This window comes from Polaromonas sp. UC242_47 (genome assembly GCF_044452385.1).
Lineage (GTDB): Bacteria > Pseudomonadota > Gammaproteobacteria > Burkholderiales > Burkholderiaceae_C > Polaromonas.
Genome location: NZ_JBIOAO010000001.1, coordinates 3,586,467 through 3,612,365 on the forward strand (window position 1 = coordinate 3,586,467; position 25,899 = coordinate 3,612,365).

Genomic DNA, 25,899 nt, shown 5'->3' on the forward strand with positions numbered 1-25,899 from the left:
GCGCGGCCATGACGCGCCTGATCGACTGGCTTTGCAAGGGCCTGGAGTTTCTGATTGCTGCGGCACTGGCCATCATGGTGCTGCTGGTGTTTGGCAACGTGGTGCTGCGTTACGGCTTCAACTCCGGCATCACGGTGTCAGAAGAAGTCTCGCGCTGGCTTTTTATCTGGGGCACTTTTCTGGGGGCTGTCGTGGCGCTGCGCGAACATGGCCACCTGGGTGTCGACATGGTGGTCGGCCGTCTGCCGGCCTGGGGCAAACGTGGCTGCCTGCTGATCGGCCATGTGCTGATGTTGTTCATTGTGTGGCTGCTGTTCAAGGGCAGCCTGGAGCAGACAAAAATCAACTGGGACGTGACCGCGCCCACCACGGGCTGGTCCATGGCCATCGTTTCCTCGGCCGGTCTGGTTTTTGCGGTGCTGGCGGGCCTGCTGTTGCTGGTGGACCTGTACAAAATCATCTCAGGCCAGCTTTCCGAAGACGAACTGGTGATGGTGCAGGAATCGGAAGAAGCCATGCAACTCAAGCAAGTGCTGGCCGATGCCGGCGCACCGGGACGGGCCACGCCATGACCATCCTGATTTTTATCGGTTCGCTGCTGCTGGCCATGGCGCTGGGCATTCCGATCGCGTTTGCGCTGCTGAGCAGCGGCGTGGCGCTGATGTGGCACCTGGACCTTTTTGACGCGCAAATCCTGGCGCAAAACCTGCTCGGCGGCGCCGACAGTTTTCCGCTGTTGGCCGTGCCCTTCTTCATGTTGGCCGGCGAGGTGATGAACGTCGGCGGCCTGTCGCGCCGCATTGTCGATCTGGCGCTGGCGCTGGTCGGCCACGTCAAGGGCGGGCTGGGTTACGTGACCATCATGGCCGGCTGCCTGCTGTCGGCACTGTCAGGCTCGGCCGTGGCCGACGCTGCGGCCCTCACGGCGCTGCTGCTGCCGATGATGGTGAAAGCCGGTCACAACAAGGTGCGTGCCGGCGGCCTGATTGCCTCCGTGGGCGTGATCGGTCCGGTGATCCCGCCCAGCATCGGGCTGGTGATTTTCGGTGTGGCTGCCAATGTCTCCATCTCCAAGCTGTTTCTCGCGGCCATCGTGCCTGGCGTGCTGATAGGCGGCGCCTTGTGGATCACCTGGGCCTGGCTGGTGCGGCGCGAAGACATCATGCCGCCGCCGCGCAAATCAAGCGCTGAAATCATGAAGGCCTTTCGCGAGGCGACCTGGGCCCTGCTACTGCCGGTGATCATCCTGGTGGGCCTGCGCATGGGGGTCTTCACGCCGACGGAAGCGGCGGTGGTCGCGGCCGTCTATGCCCTCTTCGTCTCCACCGTCATTTACGGCGAACTGAAGCTGTCGCAGCTGTATGGCGTGTTTGTGAGTTCGGCCAAAACCAGCGCGGTGGTGATGTTTCTCATTGCCGCCGCCATGGTCAGCGCCTGGCTGATCACGGTGGCCAATCTGCCGGCCACGGTGGTTGGCCTGCTGCAGCCCTTCATGGACAGCCCCATCCTGCTGATGGCGGCCATCATGGTGCTGGTAATGCTGGTGGGCACGGCGATGGACATGACACCCACCATCCTGATCCTGACGCCGGTGCTGATGCCGGTGATCAAGGCGGCGGGCATAGACCCGGTGTATTTTGGCGTGTTGTTCATCATCAACAACTCCATCGGCCTGGTCACGCCGCCTGTGGGCACGATGCTCAACGTGGTGGCTGGCGTGGGGCGCATGAGCATGGACGATGTCACCAAGGGCGTGATCCCCTTCATGCTGGCCGAGTTTGCGGTGATGTTCCTGATGGTGGCCTTCCCCGCGCTGGTGACGGTGCCGGCGCGCTGGTTCTCCGGCTGAGAACCCTGGCGAACAGCTCAGTACGCCGTAGTGGATTCAGTGGCTGGAAGTCGCTCTGTTTTTGATAGCTACTTGCGTCCGAAGCATAAGGGCTGGAGGCCAATTTTCCTTATAGATTAGCCTCCAGCCCTTGGTTCTGGCGCTGCGTCGCGTTAGTTGGGCTGATCTTGCACTCGGTGATCAACTTACGCCAGAGCGCGGGAAGCGAAAAGCAACACCTGCCATGAACGTGTTATCCGATCTGTTGCAACAGGCTCGCGATGAATCGGAAGCGGCCTCCATACCCCTTCGCCTGAGCTTAGCCATCCTTCAGCCGCACCACGCGGTCATCGCGTATCTGCTCCAGTCGATTGATGCCCAGCAGCGCCATGTTGCGCATGATTTCCTCCGACAGGAGCTTGATCGCATGTTGCACGCCGGCCTCACCCGCGACGGAGGCCGCGTAATTAAAGGGCCGCCCGACAAAAACAAAACGTGCACCCAGCGCCATGGCCTTGAGCACGTCGTTGCCACGGCGGATGCCGCTGTCCATCATCACCGGCAGATCACCCATGGCTTCAACGATGCCGGGCAACACACGCAGCGGTGAAACAGCGCCATCAAGCTGGCGCCCGCCGTGGTTGGACACGATGAGGCCGTCCACGCCGCAGTCGCGCGCCAAACGTGCATCGTCCACACTCATCAGGCCTTTGACCACCAGATGGCCTTTCCACAAGGCGCGGATCATGCGCAGGTGCTCCCAGTTCAGGTGGTCGCGCGCGCCGAAGTCGCGCGTCACGTTGCGTGACAGGATGGGCGCACCACGTGTGGCCTGGGAGTTCTCGAAATGCGGCATGCCGTGTTGCAGCAAGGTGCGCAGCGCCGTGCCCCACAACCAGCGCGGGCGCGTGAAACCGTCCCAGGCCAGCTTCAGGCTCGGACGCAGCGGGGTCGAAAAACCCACACGCACCTGGTTCTCGCGGTTGCCGGACACGGTGGTGTCCGCCGTGATGACCAGCGTGCGGTAACCGGCTTGCGCCACCCGCGCGATCAGCGCCTCGATACGCGCCGGCTCGCCCGGCACGTAAGCCTGGAACCAGGCCTGGGGATTGGCCTGGTGGACAGCTTCCAGCGCGATCAGGCCGGTGCCGCTCACCAGCATCGGGATATTGGCCGCGGCCGCCGCCTGCGCCAGCACCAGGTCGCCGCGGTAGGCGCTCAAGGCACACAGGCCCATGGGCGCGATGCCGAAGGGTGCAGCCCAGGTGTGGCCAAACAACGCGGTCGCCTGCGAACGTTGCGACACGCCTTGCAACACACGCGGCACCAAACCGTAGTCGGCAAAAGCCGTGCGATTGCCGTGCAGCGAAGCATCGGTTTCGCAGCCACCCGACACATAACCGAACACCGGTGCCGGCAGGTGGCGTCTGGCCGCGTCCTCGAAATCGTCGAGTGACAGAATTTTGCGCAAGCGGCGCGGCGTACGGCTGTTGGCGGGCGGGCTGAGGGCTGATGGAGAATGCGGGATAGCCATATGTTTGTGCGTGGTTCGTCCATTAACGATTAATTCTTGTGAAACTCGAAGCCCTCAACACCTTGATCGCCGTCATGCACCACGGCAGTTTTGTCGCCGCGTCCGAGTTTGTGCACCTAACCCCCAGCGCCGTGAGCCTGCAGATCAAGCAGCTGGAGGAATATTTCGGCCAGCCGCTGTTCGACCGATCGGCCCGCCAGGCGCGGCCCACCGCGTTTGCGCAGGAGTTGTCGTCCACCGTGCGCCGCGCGCTCGGCGAGATCGAAGCCATGCGCCGGCCCGCGCGGGGCAGTGTCAGCGGGCGCATCCGGCTGGGCACCATCGAGTCGGTGCAAATGAGTGTTCTGCCCGCCGCGTTTGCGGCCTTGCGTGCCGCGGCGCCCGCGCTGACCCTGCATTTCGTGCGCGGCTCCACGGCGAGTTTGCTGGACGAGTTAAAAGCCGGGCGTATCGATGTCGCGGTGGTGGTGCGTCCGCCTTCGGGCGGCTCCAGCCGTTTGCACTGGACCCCCTTGCGCCGCGACCCCTTTGTCATGGTGGTGCCTGTGGATGCGCGCGGCAGCAAGCCGCTGGATTTCCTCAAAACATACGACTGGATACGCCTGGAACGCAAGCTGAGCGCAGGCCGTGTCGCCGCGCAATACGTCGAAAAAATTGCGCCCGGTGTGCGCCGGTCCATCGAGTTGCCGAGTATTGAGGGCATTGTGGCCATGGTGGGTGCGGGACTGGGCGTTTCGGTGGTGCCGCAATTGCGCAGGGAATTGCTGCGCGCTTACGACGTGCGGGAAGTGGCGCTGGGCGACAACCGCATGCACCGCCAGGTGGCCCTGGTATGCCGCAGCGCGGATGCGGAAGACAGGCGCCAACTGGCGGTACGGGATGCTTTTCTGGTCGCGCTGGAGCAACGCGGCGAGGCGCAAGCCCTGCCTCCAGAGAGTTCACCCGTACGCAAGCAACGTAACTCGGCCACAGCGAAATAAGCCATGGCGCGTTCGCGAGTGACGCCGTCTGGCCGTTTATTCGGGCTTGATGTCGGCGGCCTTGGCGACCTTCTTCCAGCGATCGATTTCCGCCGCGATAAAGGCTTCGTACTCGGCCGGTTTCATAGGTGCGGGTTCTGCACCTTCCCGCAGGAAGAAGTCTTTCATGTCGGCTGACTGGACAATCTTGTTGATCTCGGTGTTGAGCTTGTCCACAATCGGCTGTGGTGTGCCGGCCGGTGCCAACACACCCCACCAGAGTTCGGCCGCGCTGCCCTTGTAACCTGCTTGCTCCAGCGAGGGCAACTCGGGCGCCACCGGCGAACGCACGGGGGTGGTCACGGCCAGCGCGCGCACACGGCCGTTCTTGATCTGCGACAGGATGGACGGCGCACTCGCCACCAGGATTTCGATCTGGCCGCCCAACAAGTCGTTGGTGGCCGGCCCCATGCCTTTGTACGGCACATGTGTGACCTTGATGTCGGCAGCGTCGACGAACAATTCGGTCGCGAAGTGGTTGATGCTGCCGGCCCCGGAAGTGCCGTAATTGAGCTTGCCCGGATTGGCCTTGGCGCCGGCGACCAGTTCAGCGATGGTTTTGTAAGGCGAATTGGCCGCCACCGTGACCAGCAGCGGGCCCTTGGCCAGCATGGCCACCGGTTTGAAACTCTTGATGGCGTCGTACTGCAGGTTGGTACGAATGGCCGCGCCCGTGGTGAAGGTGGACGACAACACCACCAGGGCGTAGCCGTCCGGCGGCGCCTTGGCGATATAGGCATTGGCGATCACGCCGCCGCCGGCGGCCTTGTTCTCCACCAGCACCGTTTGACCCAGCGCGTCCTGCAGGCGTTTGCCCAAAGCGCGCGCAAACGTGTCATTGGAGCCACCGGGTGCACTGCCGACCACCAGCGTGATGGGTTTGCTGGGCCAGGGTGCGGCTTGCGCGAAAGCGGCCAGGGGCAGGCACAAGGCGGCGAGGGCCAGGGCGGTACGGCGTGACGGGAACAGCATGTTTGTCTCCTTTATGGTTTGCAGCCTGCATCCTAGCCAGTCCTGGATTCTTGTCTGTTGATGTTTCGTCAATCGACTGACAAGAAATTCTCATGTATGGCGCATTTATTTTTCAGCCCAATGGTGCCAGACTTGCGGCCTATGAGAAGCAAGCTGTTTGTCCCGGGCTCACGGCCCGAACTGTTCCCCAAGGCGCTGGCCAGCGAAGCCGATGCCTTGTCTTTTGACCTGGAAGACTCGGTGGCGCCGGCGCGCAAGGCCGAAGCACGGCTCGCGCTGCGGGACTTCCTGCTATCGGGCGCCTTATCGGGCTCGACCAAAACCATCATTGTTCGCATCAACGCGCCGGAGACGCCCTACTTTGCCGAGGACATCCTGGCCATGACCCAAGCGGGGGTGCATATGCTGAACCTGCCCAAGCCACGCGATACCAATGACATCCGAGCGGCCTCCCGTGCCATGGCCGAGGCGCAAGAGATCAACGGCGTGACGGCGCCCATTGGTTTGCTGGTCAACATCGAAACCCCTTACGCCTTGCGTTGCTCCCATGAACTGGCCGCCGCCGACCCGCGTGTTGTGGGCCTGCAACTGGGACTGGGCGACCTGTTCGAACCGCTGGGCATTGCGCGTCGGGATGTGTCTGCCGTGCGCCAGGCCATGTTTGCGGTGCGTATGGCGGCTGGCGAGGCCGGTGTGTTCGCCTATGACGCGGCGTTTGCCGACATCCGTGATGAAGCGGGATTTCTGGCCGAGGCCGAGCAGGCGCGCCAGTTCGGCTTCATCGGCAAGAGCTGCATCCATCCCCGCCAGATCGCCCTGGCGAATGCGGCCTTTCGCCCCGGCGACGAGGAGATCGCCCATGCCCAACGTGTGGTCGAGGCCGCGCGCCAGGCTGATCTACAAGGCGTGGGCGCTTACGTCGTGGACGGCAAAATGGTGGATGCACCGTTTGTGCGGCGCGCCGAGGCCCTGCTCGCCACCGCCACGCGGCTGGGCCTGCTTGCGCCCCAGGATGTGACCGAGGCCCGCCCATGAACACAGCGACCCCACCCACCTTGCCCGCCCGCACCGGCAGCCCGGGCCCCCTGAGCGGCCTGCGGGTGCTGGACCTGAGCGCCTACATCGCCGGGCCTTACGGCTGCACGCTGCTGGCAGACCAGGGCGCGGAAGTCATCAAAATCGAGCCGCCTCTGGGCGACAACCTGCGCAAATACCCGTCCACGCTGGAGGCTGAAAGCCGCGCCTTTCTGGGCGTGAACCGCAGCAAGCTCGGCGTGGTGCTGGACCTCAAAAAGGCCGAGGACCTGCAGGCCTTGCTGGCGCTGGTGCGCACGGCAGACGTGCTGGTGCACAACTTCCGCCCCAGCGTGGCGCCACGCCTGGGCATTGGGTATGAACAACTCCAGGCGCTCAACCCGCGGCTGGTTTATTGCGCGGTCAGCGGTTATGGGGACACCGGGCCGCTGAGCGAAAAAGCCGGGTACGACCAGGTCTTGCAGTCGATGACGGGTATCTGCAGCTTGCAGGGCAAGGCCGGCGGCCCGCCCGAAATCGTCTACGGCTCGGTGGTGGACTATTACGCGGCCGCGCTGGTCGCTGCCGGGGTGTCATCGGCGCTGTACGAACGTGAACGCAGCGGCCGGGGCCAATACGTGGGGGTGTCGCTGTTACGCAGCGCCCTGGCCATGCAATCGGCACGTCTGGTCTGGGCCGAGGACGAAGCCAAAGACGTCGGGCGCGACATGCGCTCCGGCGGCATCACCGGCCTGCACCCGACACGTGAAGGCCATCTCTACATCTCCGCTAACACGCCGCATTTCTGGCGCGCCTTGTGCAACAAGATCGGCCTGCCCACGCTGGCGGACGATACCCGTTACGACACCGTGCGCAAACGCGCGCAGCACCAGGACGAGATCCTGCCTTTGCTGCACCAGGCGCTGCAAACCCACACCGCCCTGGAATGGGAAGCCGTGTTTGGTGAAGAAGTCCCCTGCGCCGCCGCACGTTCGGTCGAAGACATGTTCGACGACCCGCAGGTCCTGGCCCAGGGTTTGGTCGCCGACTATGAACACCCGGTGGTCGGAAGCTACCGCGGCTTCACGGGGCCGGTGGCCTTCGGCCGCACGCCCGGACCCGCCCCTTTTGCGGCACCGGTGCTGGGACAACATTCGCAGGAAGTGCGCGCCGAAGCGGCGCGTGTGGCGGCCGAAAAAAGCTGACCGTTGGCGCCGCGGACAGAAGCCTGGGGCCGGCTCAGAAGGACAGGCCCAGCAGGTCCCAGAACATCATCAGCACCGCAAAACCCATCACTACCACCCCGCCCCAACCAAACCAGGTGGTCTTGAAGCCCGAGGTGAAGGGGCCCATCACCGCCTTGTTGCCGGCCAACAGCATCATGCCCGCCATGATGGGCACGGCCACCACCCCATTGATGACGGCGCTCCAGTACAGCGCTTTCATGGGGTCTATGGCCGTGAAGCCCAGCCCCGTGCCGACCAGGGTGGCGAGAATGATGATGGCGTAAAAACGTTTGGCTTCATACCATTGCCGCGCCAGGCCTTCGGGCCAGCCAAAGGCCTCGGCCACCGCATAGGCCGCGGACGAGGCCAGCACCGGCACCGCCAGCATACCGGTGGCAATGATGCCGCCGGCAAACAGGGCAAAGGCAAAGTCACCCGCGAGGGGGCGCAGCGCCTGCGCAGCCTGCGCCGCAGAGGTCACATCGTGAATCCCGGCCGTGTACAACACCACGGCCCCCAGCAGCATCACAAAAAAGGCGATGCTGTTGGAGAAAAACATGCCCAGGTAGGTGTCTCGCTTGACCCGCCGCAAGTCATGGCGCACTTGTGTTTCGGTCCGATGCCCGCGGCCTTTCAAACGCAATTCTTCCACCTCCTGCGAGGCCTGCCAGAAAAACAGGTAGGGAGAAATCGTCGTGCCCAGCAAGGCCACAATCATCATCCAGTAGGCCGATGTCCATTGCAGCTTGGGGATCACCAGGTCGTATAGCACCCGGGTCCAGGGCACTTGCACCAGAAACACGGCAATCACGTAGGCAAACAAAAACAGCGTCAGCCATTTCAGGATGGGCGCCAGTTTGCGGTAGGGCACAAACACCTGCAGCAACACGGTCACCGCGCCAAACATCATGGCGAGGTAATGCCGGCTGCCACCCACGACCAGTTGCAGCGCTTCAGCCATGGCCGCGATGTCGGCGGCGATGTTGATGGTGTTGGCGATCACCAGCAGCAAGACCATGCTCATCAGAAAAGGCCGCGGCGTGTGTTCGCGCAGGTTGGCCGCCACACCCTTGCCGGTCACGCGGCCAATCCTGGCGCTGACCAGCTGGATCGCAATCATGAAGGGCAGCGACAGAAACACCGTCCAGAGCAGCCCCGTGCCAAACTGCGCGCCGGCCTGCGTGTAGGTGGCAATACCGGACGGGTCGTCATCGGCGGCGCCCGTCACCACACCTGGACCCACATGGCGCAAAAATGAGGGGAAACGTTTGAACATCAGGCAAGCCTAGCACGGCTTGGCCGGTCTTGATGTCATTCTTATGAAGAAAATAGCCGCCAGCCGCCTATGGACGGTCGCAAGCAGCTATTAAATCAGTAGCAACCACTGACCGACATCCAAGCCTCGACAACTGCGCACACCCTTCAGCCTTCTGAAAACAAATCGGCTATGGTCTGGCGCAGCCAGCGGTTGCCGGGGTCGGCTTCAAAACGTTTGCTCCAGTGCAGAGACACGGAAAAATCGCGCAGCGGAAACGGCGGCTCGATGATGGCGTAACCGCCTTCTGCGGCAAACACCTGCGCGATGTTGCGCGGCATCACCACCGCCAGGTCTGTGCCTTTGACAATCGAGGGCAGCACCATGAAGTGCTCCGTCGTCAGGCGCAAGCGGTCTTCCAGTTGCATCAGCGCCAGAATACGCAAGGTGTCGGAATGGGTGCGCACCGCGACAAATTCCAGTTGCTGCAAATCGTCGAGCAAGGCCTGGCCGCTGCGGCGCTTTCGGATAAAAGGATGACCTTCGCGCAGCAGCACGATGTAGCGATCCTTGAGCAATTGCACACGCTGCGTGTCCTTCACCGTGGGCAAAAAGCCGAACGCAAAATCGATACGGCCGCTGTCCAGCGCCTGGGCAATGTCGCTGCTGGCCAGCGGTGTGGTCTCGATGCGCAGGCCGGGCGCGAGCCGGCGCAGCGCCACCATCAGCTCGGGCAAAAAGCGGCCCTCGCCGATGTCGCTCATATGGATGCGAAACACCTTGCGCGACTGCAGCGGCTCAAACTGCGCCGACTCATTCAGCGCCAGCTCCAGCGTGGCCAGGGCGCTGCGCACCGCGTCGGCCAGCCGGTCGGCCTTGGGTGTGGGCTGCACACCGCCGCCGGCCCGCACAAACAGCGGGTCCTTGATCAGCAGGCGCAAACGTGTCAGGCCCTGGCTGGCGGCGGGCTGCGTCAGGTCCATCAGTTCGGCCGCACGGCTGACGTTGCGCGTGCGGTAAACCGCGTCGAACAAGCGCAGCAGGTTCAGGTCTATGTCTTTTATATGCATTGAATGAATACCAGATAGTCTCGCTATTTTATTGATGGATAGTCCTGCAGGCGCCAAACTCCTTGTTTCCCACAAAAACAGAACACGGAGACCGCCTTGGAAGTTTCATTCAGCAAGGAAATCGAGTCACTGCGCATGGGCGCGGGCGAAACTTTCCACGGCGAGGGTATCCTCGCCATCACCAAAGCCTTGCTCCAGTCGGGCGTGGCTTACGTAGGCGGCTACCAGGGCGCACCGGTCTCCCACCTGCTCGACGTCATGGTGCAGGCCAAACCTTATATGGATGAGTTGGGCGTGCACGTCGAGGCCTGTTCCAACGAAGCCTCGGCCGCCGCCATGCTGGGCGCGTCCATCCATTACCCCTTGCGCGGCGCCGTGACCTGGAAGTCCATCGTCGGTACCAACGTGGCGGCCGATGCCCTGTCCAATTTGTCCTCGCCCGGCGTCACCGGTGGCGCGCTGATTGTGGTCGGTGAAGACTACGGCGAAGGCGCCAGCGTGATCCAGGAACGCACCCACGCTTATGCGCTCAAATCCACGATGTGCCTGCTGGACCCGCGCCCCGACCTGGGCAAGATGGTCGACATGGTGGAGCACGGTTTTCGCATTTCCGAAGCGTCGAACATGCCGGCCATCCTGGAGCTGCGTATACGCGCCTGCCATGTGCGCGGCAGTTTTGAATGCAAGGACAACCGGCCGCCGGCGATCTCGACGCGGCAAACGATGGAAGAACCCGCTGCCTTCAACTACGACAAACTGGCGCACCCGCCTGTCACCTTCCGGCACGAAAAACTCAAAAGCGAAGAACGTATCCCGGCCGCGCGCCGCTACATCCTGGAGCAGCAACTCAATGAGTTGATGGACGGGCCGCGCAAGGACCTCGGCATCATCGTGCAGGGCGGCATTTACAACTCGTTGATACGCGCGCTGCAGCAGTTCGGCCTGTGTGACGCCTTCGGCCAGACCGAGATTCCCATCCTGGTGTTGAACGTGACCTACCCGCTGGTGCCCGAACAAGTCGCCGAATTTGCACTGGGCAAATGCGCGGTGCTGGTGGTGGAGGAAGGCCAGCCCGAATACATTGAAAACGAGATCGCCACCTTTTTGCGCCGGCGCGACATCAACACGCCTTTACACGGCAAAGACATGTTGCCTTCGGGTGGCGAATATTCGGTGGAAGTGGTGGCCGCCGGCCTGGCGACTTTCCTTCAACGTTATGCCACCGATGTGGACACCTCCTCGGCCACCGGCTGGCTGCAAGGCAACGCCGAACGTCGCGGCGCGGTGGGCAAACAAATCGCAGAACAACTGAACCAGGCCCTGCCCATACGTCCGCCCGGCTTTTGTATTGGCTGTCCGGAGCGGCCCGTGTTCTCGGCGCTGAAACTCGCGCAGCAGGATGTCGGGCCGGTACATATCGCGGCCGACATTGGTTGCCATGCTTTCGGCACCTTTGCGCCCTTCTCTTTCGGCCATTCCATTTTGGGTTACGGCATGAGCCTGGCCAGCCGCGCCGGCGTCTCGCCGATGATGGCGCGCCGCACCTTGTCCATCATGGGTGATGGCGGTTTCTGGCACAACGGCCTGTTGACCGGCGTGCAGTCGGCGTTATTCAACGGCGACGACGCGGTGCTGCTGATTTTCAAGAACGGCTACACCTCGGCCACCGGCACGCAGGACATCATTTCCACCCCCAGTGACGATGCCAAGTTCAACGCCAGCGACAAGTTGCAAAGTCTGACCGACACCAACAAGACGATTGAAAACACCTTGCAAGGCCTGGGCATTCAATGGCTGCGCACGGTGCACACCTACAACGTCGAGGAAATGCGCCAGACACTCAACGAGGCTTTCACCACCAACTTCAACGGCCTGAAGGTCATCGTCGCCGAGGGCGAATGCCAGCTCGAACGTCAGCGCCGCATCAAACCCTGGCTCGCCGGTCTGCTGAAAAAAGGCAAACGGGTGGTGCGCGTGAAATACGGTGTTGATGAAGACATCTGCAACGGCGACCATGCCTGCATACGCCTGTCGGGCTGCCCGACCCTGACCTTGAAAGATAACCCGGACCCGCTGAAGGTGGACCCGGTGGCCACCGTGATCGACGGTTGTGTCGGTTGCGGCCTGTGCGGCGCCAACGCCCATGCCGCCACCTTGTGCCCCTCGTTTTACCGCGCGGAAGTGATCCAGAACCCGAAGTGGCATGAACGACTGCTGGGCAGCGTGCGCAGCGCGCTGGTCCGAGTGATGCAACCAGCCTGAACACCATGAATCCACAAACACAACAAAAACCCATCACCCTGCTGATTTGCGCCCTGGGCGGCGAAGGCGGCGGCGTCCTGACCGAATGGTTGGTCGACATCGCACTGGCCAGCGGTTACGCGGCACAAAGCACCTCCATCCCCGGCGTGGCGCAACGCACAGGCGCCACCACCTATTACCTGGAAGTGTTTCCGGTGCCGCTGCCCGAACTTCAAGGCAAACGCCCGGTGTTCAGCCTGAACCCCGTGCCCGGCGCGCTGGACATGCTGGTGTCGTCGGAGCTGCTGGAAACCGCGCGCCAGGTCGGCAACGGCATGAGTTCGCCGCTGCGCACCTTGCTCATCAGCTCCAGCAGCCGCACCTTCACCACCTCCGAACGCATGGAGCCGGGCGATGGTCGCACCGACAACGCACCGCTGCTCGACGTGTTGCGCACCCAAAGCCGCGAGCACCATGTGTTCGACATGAGCGAAATGGCCAAAGACTGCGGCACCATCGTCAGCGCCGTGATGCTGGGCGCGATCGCCGGCAGCGGCCTGTTTCCCTTCCCGCGCCAAGCCTACGAGACGGTGATCCAACACGGCGGCAAAGGGGTCGCGGCCAGCCTGCGTGGCTTTGACCGGGCCTTCAGCCAGGTCGGCACGCAGCGCGAGCAGGCTGCCCTGGTCAGCAGCCTGCTATCAGATCAGGAGCTACTTGCGCCCGTTGTAAAAGGGCTGGAGGCCGATTTGGCTCGCATCTTTCCGGCGGAGGTGCACGACATGCTGGCGCTGGGCCATGCCCGCATGCTGGAGTACCAGGGCCGCGCCTACGCCGACCTGTATGTGCAACGTCTGCAGCAGGTGCTGGGCGCCGAACAACAGGCCGACCCGGCCGCCGCCCAGGGTTATGCCACCACCCGCGAGATGGCGCGCTGGCTGGCGCTGTGGATGGCGTTTGACGACATCGTGCGTGTGGCCGATTTGAAAAGCAGCGCCAGCCGCTGGCAACGGGTGAGCGGCGAGGTCAAGGCCGGCGACGACGATTTGCTGCAGGTCTACGACCATTTCAAACCCGGCGCACCGGAGTTTGCCGCGCTGCTGCCGGCCGGCCTGGCGGCGCGGGTCACGCGCTGGGACCGTGCACGTGTGGCCAAAGGCAAGGCGCCCTGGGCCATGCCGCTCAAGATAGGCACGCATTCGGTGTTCGGCATGTTGTCGCTGCGCCTGCTGGCCAATCTGAAATGGCTGCGCGTGCGCGGCAGCCGTTTTGCCACCGAGCAGGCGCTGATCGAACAATGGTTGGCGGGCGTCGTGCGTGGTACGCAGCAGAACTGGCAACTGGGCCATGAAATTGCACTCTGCGGCCGACTGATCAAGGGGTACGGCAGCACCAACGAGCGCGGCAAGGACAACCTGATGCATGTGCTGGAACACCTGGCTGTCGGCGCCACGTTTGCCTCGAACGAGTTGCGCGCCGCCGCCATCGCCGCCGCACGTAACGCCGCGCTGCTGGACGAAGCCGGCAAGGCGCTGGACCAGACCCTGGTGCAACACGGCGCGCCGGCACGGCCGGTGAAAGCGCAACCGATACGCTGGATGGAGAACCCGCACCGCAAACCCAAAGCCGCCAAGGCCACTTGAATCACGCCAGTTTTAAACCAAAAAAAGGAGACAGCCCATGAAACAAACCTTCCAACCTCAACGCCGTGTTTTGCTGGCCCTGGCACTTGCGGCCAGCAGCATGCTGCCTGTCGCCCAGGCGCAAACCTGGCCGGCCAAACCGGTCAAGATCATCGTCAACTTCCCGCCCGGCGGCGCGGCCGACCAGTTGGCGCGCACCATCGGTGTGCCGCTGTCCGAGGCCCTGGGCCAGCCGGTGATTGTGGAAAACCGCGGTGGCGCCAACGGCAACATAGGTGGTGAAGCGGTGGCCAAGGCCTCGGCCGACGGCTACACCCTGCTCATGAGTTCCGGCGGCATGGTGTCGGTCAACCCGCACCTGTATCCACGTATGCCTTTTGACCCGGCCAAGGACATCAAGCCGGTGGCGGCGGTGGCCCGCGTGCTGGTCTACCTGGTGACCAAACCCGACCTGCCGGCCAAAAACGTGCAGGAGTTCATCACCTACCTCAAGGCCAACCCCGGCAAGTTGTCTTTCGGCTCGCCGGGCAACGGCAGCTCACCCCATCTCGCGGCGGAAATGCTCAAGTCGCAAACCAACACCTTTGCCGTGCACGTGCCTTACCGCGGCGGCGGCCCGGCTTTGCAGGATTTGCTCGGCGGCCAGTTTGATTTCTGGATGGATCCCGGCGTGGGCCTGACTCACGTGCGTTCGGGCCGGCTCAAGCTGCTGGCCGTGGGCAGCCCGCGCCGCTCGCCGATGTTCCCCGACGTGCCCACGCTGAACGAAGCCGGCCTGCGCGGCTTTGACGCCGACACTTACTTCGGTCTGTATGCGCCGGCCAGCACACCCACCGACGTGGTCACACGTGTCAACCGCGAGGTCAACCGCATCCTGGCCACACCGGCCGTGCGCGAACGCATCATGGCCATCGGAGGTGAACCGGCGCCCATGTCGCCCAGCGACTTCGGCTCACGTGCGTCCATTGACAGCATTCGTTTCGGCGCACTGATCAAGGCGCGCAACATCAAGGCCGACTGAGGTCCGCCATGATTGCTGAATTTGTCAGTTTTGCAGCCCCCGCAGGCAGCACGCGCGAAGACATCGTCAACGGGGCGCTGGACACCGTCGCGCGCTGGCAGGCCAACCCTGAGCTGGTGCGCAAGCACTACCTGGTCAGCCAGGACAACAGCCAGCTCATGGGTTTGTACATCTGGCCGTCGATAGAAGCGGCGAAAAGGGGCCACGACGCTGAGTGGATAAGCCAGACCGAAGCCCGCCTAGGCGGCAAGGTCAGCATCGCCTACTATGACTTGTTCATGTTGCTGGACAATGCCGCAGGCAGCCTGACGCAATACCCTGCCTGAACCCACGCCGCCTGCGGGCGGCGTGCCTTGATGCTTGATTTTTGTTTATGACCAACTCTGACTCCCCGGCCTCCAAAACCGTTGTCCACACCGTGCGCGTCGAATTCGGCGACTGCGACCCGGCGCGTATTGTGTGGTTCCCCAATTTTTTCCGCTGGATAGACGCCGCCTCGCGCCACTTTTTTGTGCAGTGCGGCGTGCCGTCCTGGCAGGAAACCGAAAAAACGCTGGGCGTGATAGGCACGCCGCTGGTGGACACCCATTCACGTTTTCTGCGTACCGCCACCTATGGCGACACCCTGGAGATTCACACCTCCATCCCCGAATGGCGGGAAAAAAGTTTTGTGCAGCGTTACCGCATCATGCGCGGCGCGGAGGCCATCATGGAATGTGATGAAGTGCGGATTTTTGCCGGCCGCCGCACCGATAACCCGGAAGCGATCCGGGCGCTGCCGATTCCTGAGGCCATCAAGACCCTTTTCACATAGACACAGTAGCGGCCTGAGCCGCTACTGCGCAAACAGGCGGCTGGCCAGGGTGGTTCTGGCCCGCAACAAGGCCGGCAAAAAGGTCTCGCGGACCTCGGCCATGGTCATGCGTTCGGCGCGCACGGCAATACTCATGGCACCCACAAAAGAGCCGGTCCGGTCGCTCACCGGCACGGCCATGGAGCGCACACCGATTTCCAGTTCGCCGTCGCTGCTGGCATAACCGTCCTCACGGCAACGCGCCACCCGTTCCAGAATCTGAGCGGGTTCTGTCAGCGTGTCTGGCGTGAGTTGCGGGCGCAGCATGCCACGCACCCGGCGCGCGGCCTCCGCAGGGTCCATGCTGGCCAGCAAGACCCGGCCCATGGCCGAGCAATACACCGGCAGCCGCGAGCCTATGCCCAGGCCGGTGCTGAGGCTGCGCCTGGCGGTTGAACGCGCGATGATGATGGCATCGTCGTCCATCAAGGTGCCCAGCGAGGCCGATTCGCGCGTGCGTTCCGACAAGGCATCCAGCAAGGGCTGGGCCAGCGACGGCGTGGGCCGCGAGGCCAGATAGGCGTGGGCCACCAGCAAGGCGCGCGGCAACATCCAGAAATATTTGCCGTCACTGTCAAGGTAACCGAGTTGCTGCAAGGTCAGCAGCGAGCGCCGGGCCGACGCCGGTGAATTGCCGGTCAAACGCGCCACTTCGGACACGTTCAGCCGGGCATGGCGGCGGCCAAAACAGGTCAGGATGTCCAGGCCTTTCTGCAACGACGCTACAAAATTCTTGTCTTGCATGGGTTGATCTCTATCAAGGCGCCAGGCCTGTTTTTGCGCATTACGCAAATATAGCTTGTTTGACCCCGGTGCCACAGGGCACACTGCGACCCACCTTGCAATGTTCATGGAGATAACAAAGATGTCCCAAACCCTCACCCGCCGCATAGGCGCCACCTTGCTCGCCAGTATTTGCCTGGTGGGCAGCGCCTTCGCCCAGCCCAGCAAGCCGCTGAAGATGATTGTTCCCTTTCCGGCGGGCGGCACGGCCGACATCCTGCCGCGCATCCTGGCGGAAAAAATGCGCGCGAATTTTCCCGCCGGTGTGCTGGTGGAAAACCGCGCCGGTGCCGGCGGCAACATCGGTGCCGAGGTGGTCTACCGCGCCGACCCGGACGGCAGCACGCTGCTGGTCTCGCCACCCGGCCCGATTGCGATCAACCACAACCTGTACAGCAAGCTGACGTTCGATCCGACACGCTGGGCGCCGATCACGATTGTGGCCACGGTCCCCAACGTCTTGTCCATCAATCCCAAGCTGCCGGTGAAAGACCTGGCGGAGTTCATCGCTTACGTCAAAGCCAATCCCGGCAAGGTCAGCTACGCCTCGCAGGGCAACGGCTCCACCTCGCACCTGACGGCCAGCATGTTCATGCAACTGACAGGCACAGATATGACCCACATCCCCTACAAGGGAACAGCCCCGGCGCTGGTGGACCTGATAGGCGGCCAGGTCGACATCTTTTTTGACAACCTGAGCTCGTCCATGCAGTTCCACCAATCCGGCAAGTTGCGCATCCTGGCCGTGGCCGACGGACAACGCTCCAAGGCCTTGCCGCAGGTGCCCACCTTCGCGGAATACAAGCTGCCGGCCATGAATGCCGTGACATTCTTCGCCGTCGTGGCGCCACCCAACACCCCGGCTGCCACGATCAACACCGTGCAAAAGTCCATCGCCGATGCGCTGGCCCTGCCCGATGTGAAACAACGCTTCGCCGAACAGGGCGCCGAGCCCCGCGGCTGGTCGCCAGAGCAGACCGGCCGCTTTATCAAGGCCGAAACCGACAAGTGGAACAAGGTCATCAAAAGCGCCAACGTGACGCTGGAGTAAAGACGGCCATGCAAGAACAGACCATTCACTGGAAAAGCGCGGGCCTGACGCGTATTCCTTACTCGCTTTACAGCAACACGGACTTGCCGGCCCAGGAGCAGGAACGCATCTTCCGCGGCAAGGTGTGGAACTTCCTCTGCCTGGACGCCGAGCTGCCCGAGACCGGCAGTTACCGAACCACCTTCGCCGGGGAAACCCCGGTGGTGGTGGTGCGTGATGGCGACGGTGAAATTTATGCGTTTGAAAACCGCTGCGCCCACCGCGGCGCCTTGATCGCGCTGGAAAAATCCGGCAAGGCCGACAACTTCCAGTGTGTTTACCACGCCTGGAGTTACAACCGCCAGGGCGACCTGACGGGTGTGGCCTTTGAAAAAGGTGTCAAGGGCCAGGGCGGCATGCCGCCCGACTTCTGCAAGGAAGCCCACGGCCCGCGCAAGCTGCGTATCGCTGTGTTCAGCGGCCTGGTGTTCGGCAGCTTCTCGGACGAGGTGCCCGACATCGAGGACTACCTAGGCGAAGAGATTTGCCAGCGTATCGAACGTGTCATGCACAAACCGGTGGAAGTGATTGGCCGCTTCACCCAGGCCCTGCCCAACAACTGGAAGCTGTACGTGGAAAACGTCAAGGACAGCTACCACGCCAGCCTGCTGCACCTGTTTTTCACCACCTTCGAGCTCAACCGCCTGTCGCAAAAAGGCGGCGTGATTGTCGACGAGTCAGGCGGCCACCATGTGAGCTTCTCGATGATAGACAGCTCGGCTGAAAAAGACTCCTCCTACAAGGAGCAGGCCCTGCGTTCGGACAACGACCGCTACCGCCTGAAAGACCCCAGCCTGCTGGCCGGCTTCACCGAATACGACGACGGCGTGACGCTGCAGATTTTGTCGGTCTTCCCCGGCTTTGTGCTGCAGCAAATCCAGAACTGCCTGGCCGTGCGCCAGGTCTTGCCCAAGGACGTGGACCGCACCGAGCTGAACTGGACCTACTTCGGCTACACCGACGACACACCCGAACAACGCAAGGTGCGCCTCAAACAATCCAACCTGGTCGGCCCGGCGGGTTTTATCTCCATGGAAGACGGCGCCGTGGGCGGTTTTGTGCAACGCGGCATCGCGGGCGCCAGCGACAAGGAGGCGGTGGTCGAGATGGGCGGTGACCATGCCGGCTCCAGCGAAGGCCGAGCCACGGAAACCTCGGTGCGCGGCTTCTGGAAAGCCTATCGCCACCACATGGGCGCCTGAGGCGCCACCAGAGAAGAGAAACACCCATGATCGATTTGCTGGCCTTATGCGCCTTCAACGCCGCCTACGCCCATGTCATCGACAGCGATGCCCTGGAGCAGTGGCCCGGCTTTTTCACCTCCGACTGCCACTACCGGATCACCCACCTCGAAAACGAACAAGAGGGTCTGGCCGCCGGCATTGTTTATGCGGACTCGCGCGCCATGCTGGAAGACCGCATCGCCGCCCTGCGCGAAGCCAACATTTATGAACGCCAGCGTTACCGCCACCTGCTGGGCATGCCCCTGCTGGAGTCTGCCCAGGCCGATGCGGCGCAGGCACGCACGCCCTTTCTTGTGGTGCGTATCATGGCCACCGGCCAGACCGAGGTGTTTGCCACCGGTGTCTACCGCGACCGTTTTGTGCTGCAGGACGGGCAACTGTTGCTGGCCGAACGCGTCGCCATCTGCGACAGCACGGTCACCGACACCTTGATGGCCTTGCCGCTGTGAGCGCTACCCCGCAACGCCTGGCGCTGGCATTGGGCGACCCCAACGGCATAGGCCCGGAAATCGCCCTGAAGGCGCTGCAGACGCTGGGCGACGAGGACAGGCAACGCATCACGCTCTTCGGGCCCGGTGCCGTGCTGGCGCGTGCTGCCGAGGTGTCTGGCCTGCTGGCCTTGTTGCCACAGCTCCAGCATGTCGAAGCCGGCACACTGGCAGACAACGCGGCCCAACCCGGCCGCATCTGTCCCGAGGCTGGTGTCTCGGCGATTGCTTCAGCGACCGCCGCCATCCAGGCCTGCCGCGCCGGCGACTTCGACGCCGTCATCGCCTGCCCGCACCATGAAACCGCCATTCACCAGGCCAACATCCCGTTCAGCGGTTACCCGTCGCTGGTGGCGCGTGTCTGCGGCCTGGCCGAGGACCAGGTGTTTCTGCTGCTGGTCGGCGCTGGCCTGCGCATCGTGCATGTCACCTTGCACGAAAGTGTGCAGACGGCGCTGAACCGCTTGACACCGGCGCTGGTGCAAGGCGCGGTACGTGCCGGTGCCCGCGCCTGCGCGATGCTTGGTGTTGAAGCCCCCCGTATCGGTGTTTTTGGCATCAACCCCCACGCCTCGGAAGGCACTTTGTTCGGCCTGGAGGACCTGCAGACCGTGGTGCCGGCCGTGGCCCAGTTGCGCGCCGAGGGTTACCACATCGACGGTCCACACGGCGCCGACACCTTGCTCGCGCAGCGCCGGCACGACCTGTACGTGGCCATGTTGCACGACCAGGGCCACATTCCCATCAAGCTGCTGGCGCCCAACGCGGCCAGCGCCCTGAGCATAGGCGCGGACGTGTTGTTGTCCAGCGTGGGCCACGGCAGCGCCATGGACATTGCCGGTCGCGGTATCGCCGACCCGACTGCCTTGCTGCGCACCATCGCCCTCCTGTCCGGCAACGTGGCCAACTAAAAATTCTTTGCCCCCATGAGCCATCAGATTTCCATCGAAGCCGCCGACGCCGCCTTTGCCTGCGCACCAGGCCAAAGCCTGCTCGACGCCGCCCTGCGCGCGGGCATAGACCTGCCCTACTCCTGCCGCAAAGGCGTTTGCGGCAGTTGTGTCGGCCAGATCGCCGCCGGCGAGGTGACAGGCATCAACGGTGCGGCCATCCGCAACGACAGCTGCACACCCGAGCAGGTCTTGTATTGCATGTGTACACCGGCCAGCGACCTGGTGCTGCGGCCCATGTCGTGGACGCGAATTGATCCGTCCGCGCGCAAGACCTTCACGGCCAGGGTGCACAGCAACGAACTGGCCGCGCCCGATGTCTCGCTGCTGAAGCTGCGGCTACCGACGGGCCAGCGTGCGAAATTCAAGGCCGGCCAGTACCTGCAAATTTTGCTGGACGACGGCAGCACACGCAGCTACTCCTTCGCCAACCCGCCCCAGGAAAGTGATGGCGCGATCCTGCACATCCGCCATGTGGCTGGCGGGCGTTTCAGTGCGCAGGTGGCGCAGCTCGCGCCCGGCGACACGTTACAGATCGAATTGCCTTTCGGCCATGTGGCGCTGCGCGAGGACGAGACCCGGCCCATCGTGTTTGTCGCCGGTGGCACCGGTTTTGCACCGGTGAAATCCATCCTGGACGACCTGCTCAAACGCCGCGTGCAGCGGCCCGTGACACTGATCTGGGGCGCACGTGACCAGGCCGGCCTGTATTTGCGTCCGGCCGTGGCGCGCTGGCAAAAACAGTGGCCGGATTTTCGTTTTGTGCCGGCGCTCAGCGAAGGCCCAGCAGACAACGTGGGCGATACTTTTGCCGGCCGCGTGGACCAGGCGCTGCGTGCCTGTTGCCCCGACCTGTCCGGCCATGAGGTGTATTGCTGCGGCTCACCGCCCATGGTGGCGGCCGTGCGTGCCGCTGCCGCCGAGAGCGGGCTGGCGTCTGCGGATTTTCATGCCGATGTGTTTGTGCCCGGGCCATCGGCGCCACCGGCCTGAGCGACATTAGCGCAGGCCGTCATGGCCTGTGCTGAAAAAGGCAAAAAACGGCCCCAGCGCCTGAGCTCAGAGGAAAATCAGGCTCCCGACCTTATGCGGCGGACGCAAGCAGCTACAAAATCAATAGCGCACGAAAGTCGTTGACATTGGTGTGGGTCGGCCCGGTCACGACCAGGTCACCCAGCGGCTCGAAATAACCGTAGGCGTCGTTGCGGTCCAGAAAACGATCCACCTTCATGCCCTGCGCCGCGGCGCGCTGCAAGGTGTCGGGCGCAACAAACGCACCGGCGTTGTCTTCCATGCCGTCAATCCCATCGGTGTCCGCCGCCAGCGCGTAGACGCCGGGCTGGCCCTGCAACGCCAGCGCCAGCCCCAGGCAAAATTCGCCGGCGCGACCGCCGCGGCCGCGCTCTTTCTTGTCAGTGCCTGCCGGCTGCGGCCGCACCGTGACCGTGGTTTCACCACCGCTCAGAATCACACAGGGTTTGTTAAAGGGCTGGCCCTTGAGCGCCACGGCACGCGCCAGCGCTGCATGTACCTTGCCGACCTCGCGCGACTCACCTTCCATTTCGTCACTCAGAATATGCGCTTCCAGCCCCGCCGCACGTGCTGCCTTGGCCGCGGCTTCCAGGGATTGTTGAGGCGTGGCGATCAGGTGCACGGCATGGCCGGCAAACGCAGCGTCTCCCGGTTTGGGCGTTTCCAGCGCGCCGCTTTCAAGCTGCGCCAGCAGGGCCGCAGGCACCGCTATGTTGTAACGTTGGAGGATGGCCAGCGCATCGGCGCAAGTCGTGATGTCGGGCACGGTCGGGCCGCTGGCAATCACGGAGGGGTCGTCACCCGGCACGTCGCTGATGGTCAGAGTCACCACGGTGGCCGGCGCACAGGCCGCGGCCAGGCGCCCGCCCTTGATGCGCGACAGGTGTTTGCGCACGCAATTCATCTCACCGATGTTGGCGCCGCTGTTGAGCAAAGCCTTGTTGATGCCTTGTTTGTCTTCCAGGCTCAGACCTTCGGCCGGCAAAGTCAGCAAAGCCGAACCACCGCCCGAGATCAGGCACAACACGAGGTCGTCTTTGGTCAGCCCCTGTGTCATCTGCAGGATGCGTTGCGCGGCCGCCAGTCCGGCCGCGTCAGGCACCGGGTGAGCGGCTTCGACCACCTCGATACGTTGCGGCAAGCCGGCCGGGCGTGGCGGAATGTGGTGGTAACGCGTGACCACCAGGCCTTCCAGCGGGGCGTCGGCCGGCCACAAGGCTTCGACCGCCTGCGCCATCGAACCGCCCGCCTTGCCGGCGCCCAGAACGATGGTCCGGCCCTTGGGCGGTTTGGGCAGATACGCGGCGGTGTTGTGCAGCGGCAAGGCGCGCTGCACGGCGGCCTGGTAAAGATGTTCAAGAAAGGCGCGGGGATGGGTGGCGGGGTTGGGTGCGGTCATTCGTTGTCTCCAACCCGTATTGTGACGCCGTAACCTGCTGGTAACCCGGTCTGAACGCCATCAAAAACTGCCCGTGTCGCCAGCCCATGCTGAGGCGACACGGGCGATTCGTTTTACTTCTTGCCCAAGCCCAGCCGCTGTGCACCTTCGGTGTAGAGACGCGTTTTGTCTTTCATGAAGGCGTCCATCTGGTCCAGGCCCACGTTGACCAATTCAAAACCGTTTTTGGCGGCCAGCTCTTTCATCTCGGGGTCGTTGTTGAGCACGGCCCACATGTCTGACAGTTTTTTGCGTGTCTCAAGCGGTGTCGCCTTGGGCACACCAATGCCGCGGTAGGCGCCGTCCACCCAGTCCACACCCAGTTCCTTGAAGGTGGGCACGTCAGGCAACAAGGGGTGGCGTTTTTCCATGGCCACGGCCAGGGCGCGTGTCTTGCCCTTGTTGTTGATGGCAAAGGCGGTGTAGGTCACCGCACCGTCGATCTGGTTGCCGACCACCGCCAGCGCCATGTCGCCCGTGCCTTTGTAGGGCACATAGGTGCTTTTAATGCCGAAGGCTGCGTTCAGCCGTTCATGCGAGGCATGGTTGGCGGAGTTCAGGCCGGAGCCGCCCAGGCTCATCTTGCCGGGGTCCTTTTTGGCAGCGGCAAGGAAGTCGGCAAAGGTTTTGTACGGACTGGCCTCGGGCACGACCAGCGCATCGGGGGTGAAGTGGAACCAGAACACCGGTGTCACATCGGCCGTCTTGTATTGCACCTGGCCCTCGATGGGCTGGAACACGATGTGCGGCAGGTTCACGCCGACGATGTTCAGGCCGTCCGGGGCGAGCTGGTTCATCTGCGACCACATCAAGGCCCCACCGGCACCGGCCTTGTACTGGACAATGGTTTCGATGGCCGGGCATTTTTTCTTGAGCACCATCTGCTGATGCCGCGCCGACAGGTCGGACTCACCGCCAGGCGGAAAAGCCTGCCAGTACTGCAGATTTTTGTCGGGACAGTTTTGTGCCAGCGCCCAGGGCGCGAGCAGGGTCAGGCAAACAGCGGCAATCAGCTTCATCATGGTCTTGTCTCCTTCGTCGTTATAGGTCTGTCACATTCTGGGGCCTGTCAGGCGGCCTGGCGTGTCTCCTCCCGGAAACCGGCAATCCGTTCACACACGGCCTGGGTCACCTGCGCCAGGGTGGCGCTGCCGCCCAGGTCGCGGGTATGCAGCGCGGGGTCGGCCGTGATCTCTTCGATGACGTTCATCAGGCGCTGCGCCGCGGCCTGTTCGCCCAAGTGTTCCAGCAACATCACCGCCGACCAGAAGGTGCCGACCGGATTGGCCAGGCCCTGGCCCATGATGTCAAAAGCCGAACCGTGGATGGGCTCGAACATCGAGGGGTAACGGCGCTCGGGGTCGATGTTGCCGGTGGGCGCAATGCCCAGGCTGCCGGCCAGCGCGGCGGCCAGGTCGCTCAAAACATCGGCATGTAAATTCGTGGCCACCAGCGTGTCCAGCGAGGCCGGACGGTTGACCATGCGCGCCGTACACGCGTCCACCAGTTCCTTGTCCCAGCGTACATCCGGAAATTCTTTGCTGATCTGCAGCGCAATCTCGTCCCACATCACCATGCCGTGGCGCTGGGCGTTGGATTTGGTCACCACGGTCAGCAACTTGCGCGGCCGCGACTGCGCCAGTTTGAAGGCAAATCGCATGATGCGTTCCACCCCGGCGCGTGTCAGGATGGACATGTCGGTGGCCACCTCGATCGGGTGACCCTGGTGCACGCGACCACCGACACCGGCGTATTCCCCTTCGGAGTTTTCGCGCACGATGACCCAGTTCAGGTCTTCCGGCTTGCACCGTTTGAGCGGCCCATCGATGCCGGGCAGGATACGTGTGGGCCGGACATTGGCGTATTGGTCGAAGCCCTGGCAGATCTTCAGGCGCAAACCCCACAAGGTGATGTGGTCGGGAATATGCGGGTCGCCGGCCGAGCCGAACAAAATCGCGTCCATGCCGCGCAAGGCATCCAGGCCGTTTTCCGGCATCATCACGCCGTGCTGGCGGTACCAGTCGCCGCCCCAGCCGAAAGAGCTGAAGTCGAAGGCAAAGCTTTTTTGGCTGGCGGCGATGGTTTCCAGCACCTGCTGGCCAGCGGGCACCACTTCCTTGCCAATGCCATCGCCCGGGATGCAGGCAATCTTGTAAGTTTTCATGGGTTTCTCGTGTCAAAACAATGCGCTAACTTTACGGATTGCCAGATGCCGCAAGACCCCCTAAAGTTATTCCATTGTTCACTTTGAGTTAATAATGGCCACGCCTGCTTCCGCCCCTTCCGAGATGGCTTTTTTCAGTCTGCTGGCGCGTTCCGGCAGTTTCTCGGCCACCGCCCGAGAACTGGACGTGACCACGCCGGCCATCAGCAAACGTCTGGCGCAGATGGAAGCCCGCCTGGGCGTGTTGCTGCTCAACCGCACAACACGCCGTATCAGCCTCACACCCGAAGGCGAGATTTACCTGGCCCACGCCAGGCGCATCCTCGCCGAGATCGAGGACATGGAGCAACTGGTCGCCAGCGCCGTCGCCGGACCCGAGGGTTTGCTGCGTGTGAACGCCACTCTGGGTTTTGGCCGCAGCCACATCGCCCCGCTGATTTCGGGTTTTGCCAAGCTCCATCCGGAGGTACAGATCCAGCTCCAGCTCACGGTGAATCCGCCGCCTGTGGGCGACGATGCTTTCGATGTCTGTGTACGTTTTGGCGAGCCGCCGGATGCCCGGGTGATTGCCCGCAAGCTGGCTCCGAACCGGCGCCTGCTGTGCGCGGCACCGGCCTACCTCGCCAAACGCGGCGCGCCCCAAACGCCGCAAGACCTGGCGCAACACAACTGCATAGGCATACGGCAAGGCGGCGAGGCTTATGGCATCTGGCGCCTGAGTTCCGGCAAACGCACGGAGACCGTGAAGGTGCGCGGCAACCTGAGCACCAGCGACGGCGAAATCGCCGTCAACTGGGCCTTAGCGGGGCACGGCATCGTGATGCGTGCGGAGTGGGATGTTGCACGTTACCTGCGCAGCGGGCGGCTGCGTCAGGTGCTGGAAAATTACCAATCGCCGCCGGCCGACATTCATGCGGTCTACCCGCAACGGCACCAGGTGTCGGCGCGGGTCAAGGCCTTTGTGGATTTTTTAGCCCACCATTTCGAAAAATCGTCCACCCGTTCTGCGGGCCTGGTGAGCAACTGGTAAGGCC

Annotated in this window: 24 protein-coding genes; 16 read left to right on the forward strand and 8 right to left on the reverse strand. The window is 63.2% G+C overall.

The features are described from left to right. The first annotated feature begins 8 nt into the window (after nt 1-8). Together ACHMXK_RS17360 and ACHMXK_RS17365 are read left to right on the forward strand one after the other, a co-directional pair. Nucleotides 9-572 carry a TRAP transporter small permease gene (locus ACHMXK_RS17360; protein ID WP_397441775.1) on the forward strand — a complete coding sequence of 188 codons (564 nt, stop codon included), beginning with the start codon at nt 9-11 and terminating at the stop codon, nt 570-572. Then, entirely contained in the window at nt 569-1,849 is a 1,281-nt protein-coding gene (locus ACHMXK_RS17365; protein ID WP_397441776.1) for a TRAP transporter large permease subunit, read from the forward strand. Before ACHMXK_RS17360 ends, ACHMXK_RS17365 begins: the two co-directional genes overlap by 4 nt. A 298-nt stretch (nt 1,850-2,147) precedes the next feature. On the opposite strand, the gene ACHMXK_RS17370 is transcribed toward ACHMXK_RS17365, so the two are convergent. Beyond that, the gene (locus tag ACHMXK_RS17370) at nt 2,148-3,362 is read right to left on the reverse strand and encodes an alpha-hydroxy acid oxidase (RefSeq protein WP_397441777.1); all 1,215 of its coding nucleotides are present in this window, start codon (nt 3,360-3,362) and stop codon (nt 2,148-2,150) included. 38 nt (nt 3,363-3,400) lie between these two features. On the opposite strand from ACHMXK_RS17370, the gene ACHMXK_RS17375 reads away from it, so the two are divergent. Continuing rightward, nucleotides 3,401-4,342: a LysR family transcriptional regulator gene (locus ACHMXK_RS17375; RefSeq protein ID WP_397441778.1), complete on the forward strand. Its 942-nt coding sequence runs from the start codon at nt 3,401-3,403 to the stop codon at nt 4,340-4,342. Nucleotides 4,343-4,378: 36 nt separating this feature from the next. Here the strand turns inward: ACHMXK_RS17375 and ACHMXK_RS17380 are convergent, their stop codons facing one another. Then, entirely contained in the window at nt 4,379-5,353 is a 975-nt protein-coding gene (locus ACHMXK_RS17380; RefSeq protein ID WP_397441779.1) for a Bug family tripartite tricarboxylate transporter substrate binding protein, read from the reverse strand. Nucleotides 5,354-5,494: 141 nt separating this feature from the next. On the opposite strand from ACHMXK_RS17380, the gene ACHMXK_RS17385 reads away from it, so the two are divergent. Then, nucleotides 5,495-6,388, forward strand: a complete 894-nt coding sequence (locus ACHMXK_RS17385) for an HpcH/HpaI aldolase/citrate lyase family protein (protein ID WP_397441780.1) — start codon at nt 5,495-5,497, stop codon at nt 6,386-6,388. Further along, on the forward strand, nt 6,385-7,572 hold the full coding sequence (locus ACHMXK_RS17390) for a CaiB/BaiF CoA transferase family protein (RefSeq protein WP_397441781.1): 1,188 nt from the start codon (nt 6,385-6,387) through the stop codon (nt 7,570-7,572). The genes ACHMXK_RS17385 and ACHMXK_RS17390 overlap by 4 nt, the downstream gene beginning before the upstream one ends. Before the next feature lie 34 nt (nt 7,573-7,606). Here ACHMXK_RS17390 and ACHMXK_RS17395 read toward each other — a convergent pair whose 3' ends face one another. Further along, the gene (locus ACHMXK_RS17395; RefSeq protein ID WP_397441782.1) at nt 7,607-8,869 is read right to left on the reverse strand and encodes an NRAMP family divalent metal transporter; all 1,263 of its coding nucleotides are present in this window, start codon (nt 8,867-8,869) and stop codon (nt 7,607-7,609) included. Nucleotides 8,870-9,015: 146 nt separating this feature from the next. After that, the gene (locus tag ACHMXK_RS17400; RefSeq protein WP_397441783.1) at nt 9,016-9,918 is read right to left on the reverse strand and encodes a LysR family transcriptional regulator; all 903 of its coding nucleotides are present in this window, start codon (nt 9,916-9,918) and stop codon (nt 9,016-9,018) included. A gap of 96 nt (nt 9,919-10,014) precedes the next feature. Between ACHMXK_RS17400 and ACHMXK_RS17405 the strand changes: the two genes are divergently transcribed. The 5 genes from ACHMXK_RS17405 to ACHMXK_RS17425 are packed head-to-tail and all read left to right on the forward strand — an operon-like array spanning nt 10,015 to nt 15,637. Then, complete coding sequence (locus ACHMXK_RS17405; protein WP_397441784.1) at nt 10,015-12,180, forward strand: thiamine pyrophosphate-dependent enzyme; 2,166 nt, start codon at nt 10,015-10,017, stop codon at nt 12,178-12,180. 5 nt (nt 12,181-12,185) lie between these two features. Further along, nucleotides 12,186-13,802 carry an indolepyruvate oxidoreductase subunit beta family protein gene (locus ACHMXK_RS17410; protein WP_397441785.1) on the forward strand — a complete coding sequence of 539 codons (1,617 nt, stop codon included), beginning with the start codon at nt 12,186-12,188 and terminating at the stop codon, nt 13,800-13,802. 37 nt (nt 13,803-13,839) lie between these two features. Then, complete coding sequence (locus ACHMXK_RS17415; RefSeq protein WP_397441786.1) at nt 13,840-14,823, forward strand: Bug family tripartite tricarboxylate transporter substrate binding protein; 984 nt, start codon at nt 13,840-13,842, stop codon at nt 14,821-14,823. 8 nt (nt 14,824-14,831) lie between these two features. Continuing rightward, the gene (locus ACHMXK_RS17420; RefSeq protein ID WP_397441787.1) at nt 14,832-15,149 is read left to right on the forward strand and encodes a hypothetical protein; all 318 of its coding nucleotides are present in this window, start codon (nt 14,832-14,834) and stop codon (nt 15,147-15,149) included. Nucleotides 15,150-15,196: 47 nt separating this feature from the next. Then, nucleotides 15,197-15,637: an acyl-CoA thioesterase gene (locus ACHMXK_RS17425; RefSeq protein WP_397441788.1), complete on the forward strand. Its 441-nt coding sequence runs from the start codon at nt 15,197-15,199 to the stop codon at nt 15,635-15,637. 21 nt (nt 15,638-15,658) lie between these two features. Here the strand turns inward: ACHMXK_RS17425 and ACHMXK_RS17430 are convergent, their stop codons facing one another. Next, a complete protein-coding gene (locus ACHMXK_RS17430; protein WP_397441789.1) occupies nt 15,659-16,420 on the reverse strand; it encodes an IclR family transcriptional regulator C-terminal domain-containing protein in 762 nt (253 codons plus the stop codon). Between the two features lie 121 nt (nt 16,421-16,541). On the opposite strand from ACHMXK_RS17430, the gene ACHMXK_RS17435 reads away from it, so the two are divergent. From ACHMXK_RS17435 to ACHMXK_RS17455, 5 genes are read left to right on the forward strand one after another with little or no spacing between them, the layout of a single operon-like run. Beyond that, a complete protein-coding gene (locus ACHMXK_RS17435; protein ID WP_397441790.1) occupies nt 16,542-17,510 on the forward strand; it encodes a Bug family tripartite tricarboxylate transporter substrate binding protein in 969 nt (322 codons plus the stop codon). 8 nt (nt 17,511-17,518) lie between these two features. Beyond that, nucleotides 17,519-18,751, forward strand: coding sequence for an aromatic ring-hydroxylating dioxygenase subunit alpha (locus ACHMXK_RS17440; RefSeq protein ID WP_397441791.1), 1,233 nt, complete (start codon nt 17,519-17,521; stop codon nt 18,749-18,751). 26 nt (nt 18,752-18,777) lie between these two features. Then, nucleotides 18,778-19,242 carry an aromatic-ring-hydroxylating dioxygenase subunit beta gene (locus tag ACHMXK_RS17445; protein WP_397441792.1) on the forward strand — a complete coding sequence of 155 codons (465 nt, stop codon included), beginning with the start codon at nt 18,778-18,780 and terminating at the stop codon, nt 19,240-19,242. Beyond that, entirely contained in the window at nt 19,239-20,192 is a 954-nt protein-coding gene (locus ACHMXK_RS17450; protein ID WP_397441793.1) for a PdxA family protein, read from the forward strand. Before ACHMXK_RS17445 ends, ACHMXK_RS17450 begins: the two co-directional genes overlap by 4 nt. Before the next feature lie 15 nt (nt 20,193-20,207). Then, complete coding sequence (locus tag ACHMXK_RS17455) at nt 20,208-21,224, forward strand: 2Fe-2S iron-sulfur cluster-binding protein (RefSeq protein WP_397441794.1); 1,017 nt, start codon at nt 20,208-20,210, stop codon at nt 21,222-21,224. 112 nt (nt 21,225-21,336) lie between these two features. Here ACHMXK_RS17455 and ACHMXK_RS17460 read toward each other — a convergent pair whose 3' ends face one another. The 3 genes from ACHMXK_RS17460 to ACHMXK_RS17470 all read right to left on the reverse strand — a co-directional run bounded on the left by ACHMXK_RS17460 (nt 21,337) and on the right by ACHMXK_RS17470 (nt 24,865). Continuing rightward, complete coding sequence (locus ACHMXK_RS17460; RefSeq protein WP_397441795.1) at nt 21,337-22,662, reverse strand: glycerate kinase; 1,326 nt, start codon at nt 22,660-22,662, stop codon at nt 21,337-21,339. Between the two features lie 113 nt (nt 22,663-22,775). Next, nucleotides 22,776-23,723 (reverse strand): tripartite tricarboxylate transporter substrate binding protein, encoded by a 948-nt coding sequence (locus ACHMXK_RS17465; protein ID WP_397441796.1) that lies wholly within the window; start codon nt 23,721-23,723, stop codon nt 22,776-22,778. A gap of 47 nt (nt 23,724-23,770) precedes the next feature. Continuing rightward, a complete protein-coding gene (locus ACHMXK_RS17470) occupies nt 23,771-24,865 on the reverse strand; it encodes a tartrate dehydrogenase (protein WP_397441797.1) in 1,095 nt (364 codons plus the stop codon). A gap of 94 nt (nt 24,866-24,959) precedes the next feature. Between ACHMXK_RS17470 and ACHMXK_RS17475 the strand changes: the two genes are divergently transcribed. Further along, the gene (locus tag ACHMXK_RS17475; protein WP_397441798.1) at nt 24,960-25,895 is read left to right on the forward strand and encodes a LysR family transcriptional regulator; all 936 of its coding nucleotides are present in this window, start codon (nt 24,960-24,962) and stop codon (nt 25,893-25,895) included. Nucleotides 25,896-25,899 lie beyond the last annotated feature (4 nt).

Excerpts from the sequence above, each read along its gene's own strand:
- ACHMXK_RS17415 (WP_397441786.1), top strand. The coding sequence starts at position 13,840 with ATGAAACAAACCTTCCAACCTCAACGCCGTGTTTTGCTGGCCCTGGCA.
- ACHMXK_RS17460 (WP_397441795.1), bottom strand. The coding sequence starts at position 22,662 with ATGACCGCACCCAACCCCGCCACCCATCCCCGCGCCTTTCTTGAACAT.
- ACHMXK_RS17360 (WP_397441775.1), top strand. The coding sequence starts at position 9 with ATGACGCGCCTGATCGACTGGCTTTGCAAGGGCCTGGAGTTTCTGATT.
- ACHMXK_RS17425 (WP_397441788.1), top strand. The coding sequence starts at position 15,197 with ATGACCAACTCTGACTCCCCGGCCTCCAAAACCGTTGTCCACACCGTG.
- ACHMXK_RS17470 (WP_397441797.1), bottom strand. The coding sequence starts at position 24,865 with ATGAAAACTTACAAGATTGCCTGCATCCCGGGCGATGGCATTGGCAAG.
- ACHMXK_RS17455 (WP_397441794.1), top strand. The coding sequence starts at position 20,208 with ATGAGCCATCAGATTTCCATCGAAGCCGCCGACGCCGCCTTTGCCTGC.
- ACHMXK_RS17440 (WP_397441791.1), top strand. The coding sequence starts at position 17,519 with ATGCAAGAACAGACCATTCACTGGAAAAGCGCGGGCCTGACGCGTATT.
- ACHMXK_RS17380 (WP_397441779.1), bottom strand. The coding sequence starts at position 5,353 with ATGCTGTTCCCGTCACGCCGTACCGCCCTGGCCCTCGCCGCCTTGTGC.
- ACHMXK_RS17400 (WP_397441783.1), bottom strand. The coding sequence starts at position 9,918 with ATGCATATAAAAGACATAGACCTGAACCTGCTGCGCTTGTTCGACGCG.
- ACHMXK_RS17390 (WP_397441781.1), top strand. The coding sequence starts at position 6,385 with ATGAACACAGCGACCCCACCCACCTTGCCCGCCCGCACCGGCAGCCCG.
- ACHMXK_RS17435 (WP_397441790.1), top strand. The coding sequence starts at position 16,542 with ATGTCCCAAACCCTCACCCGCCGCATAGGCGCCACCTTGCTCGCCAGT.
- ACHMXK_RS17395 (WP_397441782.1), bottom strand. The coding sequence starts at position 8,869 with ATGTTCAAACGTTTCCCCTCATTTTTGCGCCATGTGGGTCCAGGTGTG.
- ACHMXK_RS17430 (WP_397441789.1), bottom strand. The coding sequence starts at position 16,420 with ATGCAAGACAAGAATTTTGTAGCGTCGTTGCAGAAAGGCCTGGACATC.
- ACHMXK_RS17475 (WP_397441798.1), top strand. The coding sequence starts at position 24,960 with ATGGCCACGCCTGCTTCCGCCCCTTCCGAGATGGCTTTTTTCAGTCTG.
- ACHMXK_RS17385 (WP_397441780.1), top strand. The coding sequence starts at position 5,495 with ATGAGAAGCAAGCTGTTTGTCCCGGGCTCACGGCCCGAACTGTTCCCC.
- ACHMXK_RS17365 (WP_397441776.1), top strand. The coding sequence starts at position 569 with ATGACCATCCTGATTTTTATCGGTTCGCTGCTGCTGGCCATGGCGCTG.
- ACHMXK_RS17370 (WP_397441777.1), bottom strand. The coding sequence starts at position 3,362 with ATGGCTATCCCGCATTCTCCATCAGCCCTCAGCCCGCCCGCCAACAGC.
- ACHMXK_RS17465 (WP_397441796.1), bottom strand. The coding sequence starts at position 23,723 with ATGATGAAGCTGATTGCCGCTGTTTGCCTGACCCTGCTCGCGCCCTGG.
- ACHMXK_RS17410 (WP_397441785.1), top strand. The coding sequence starts at position 12,186 with ATGAATCCACAAACACAACAAAAACCCATCACCCTGCTGATTTGCGCC.
- ACHMXK_RS17445 (WP_397441792.1), top strand. The coding sequence starts at position 18,778 with ATGATCGATTTGCTGGCCTTATGCGCCTTCAACGCCGCCTACGCCCAT.
- ACHMXK_RS17420 (WP_397441787.1), top strand. The coding sequence starts at position 14,832 with ATGATTGCTGAATTTGTCAGTTTTGCAGCCCCCGCAGGCAGCACGCGC.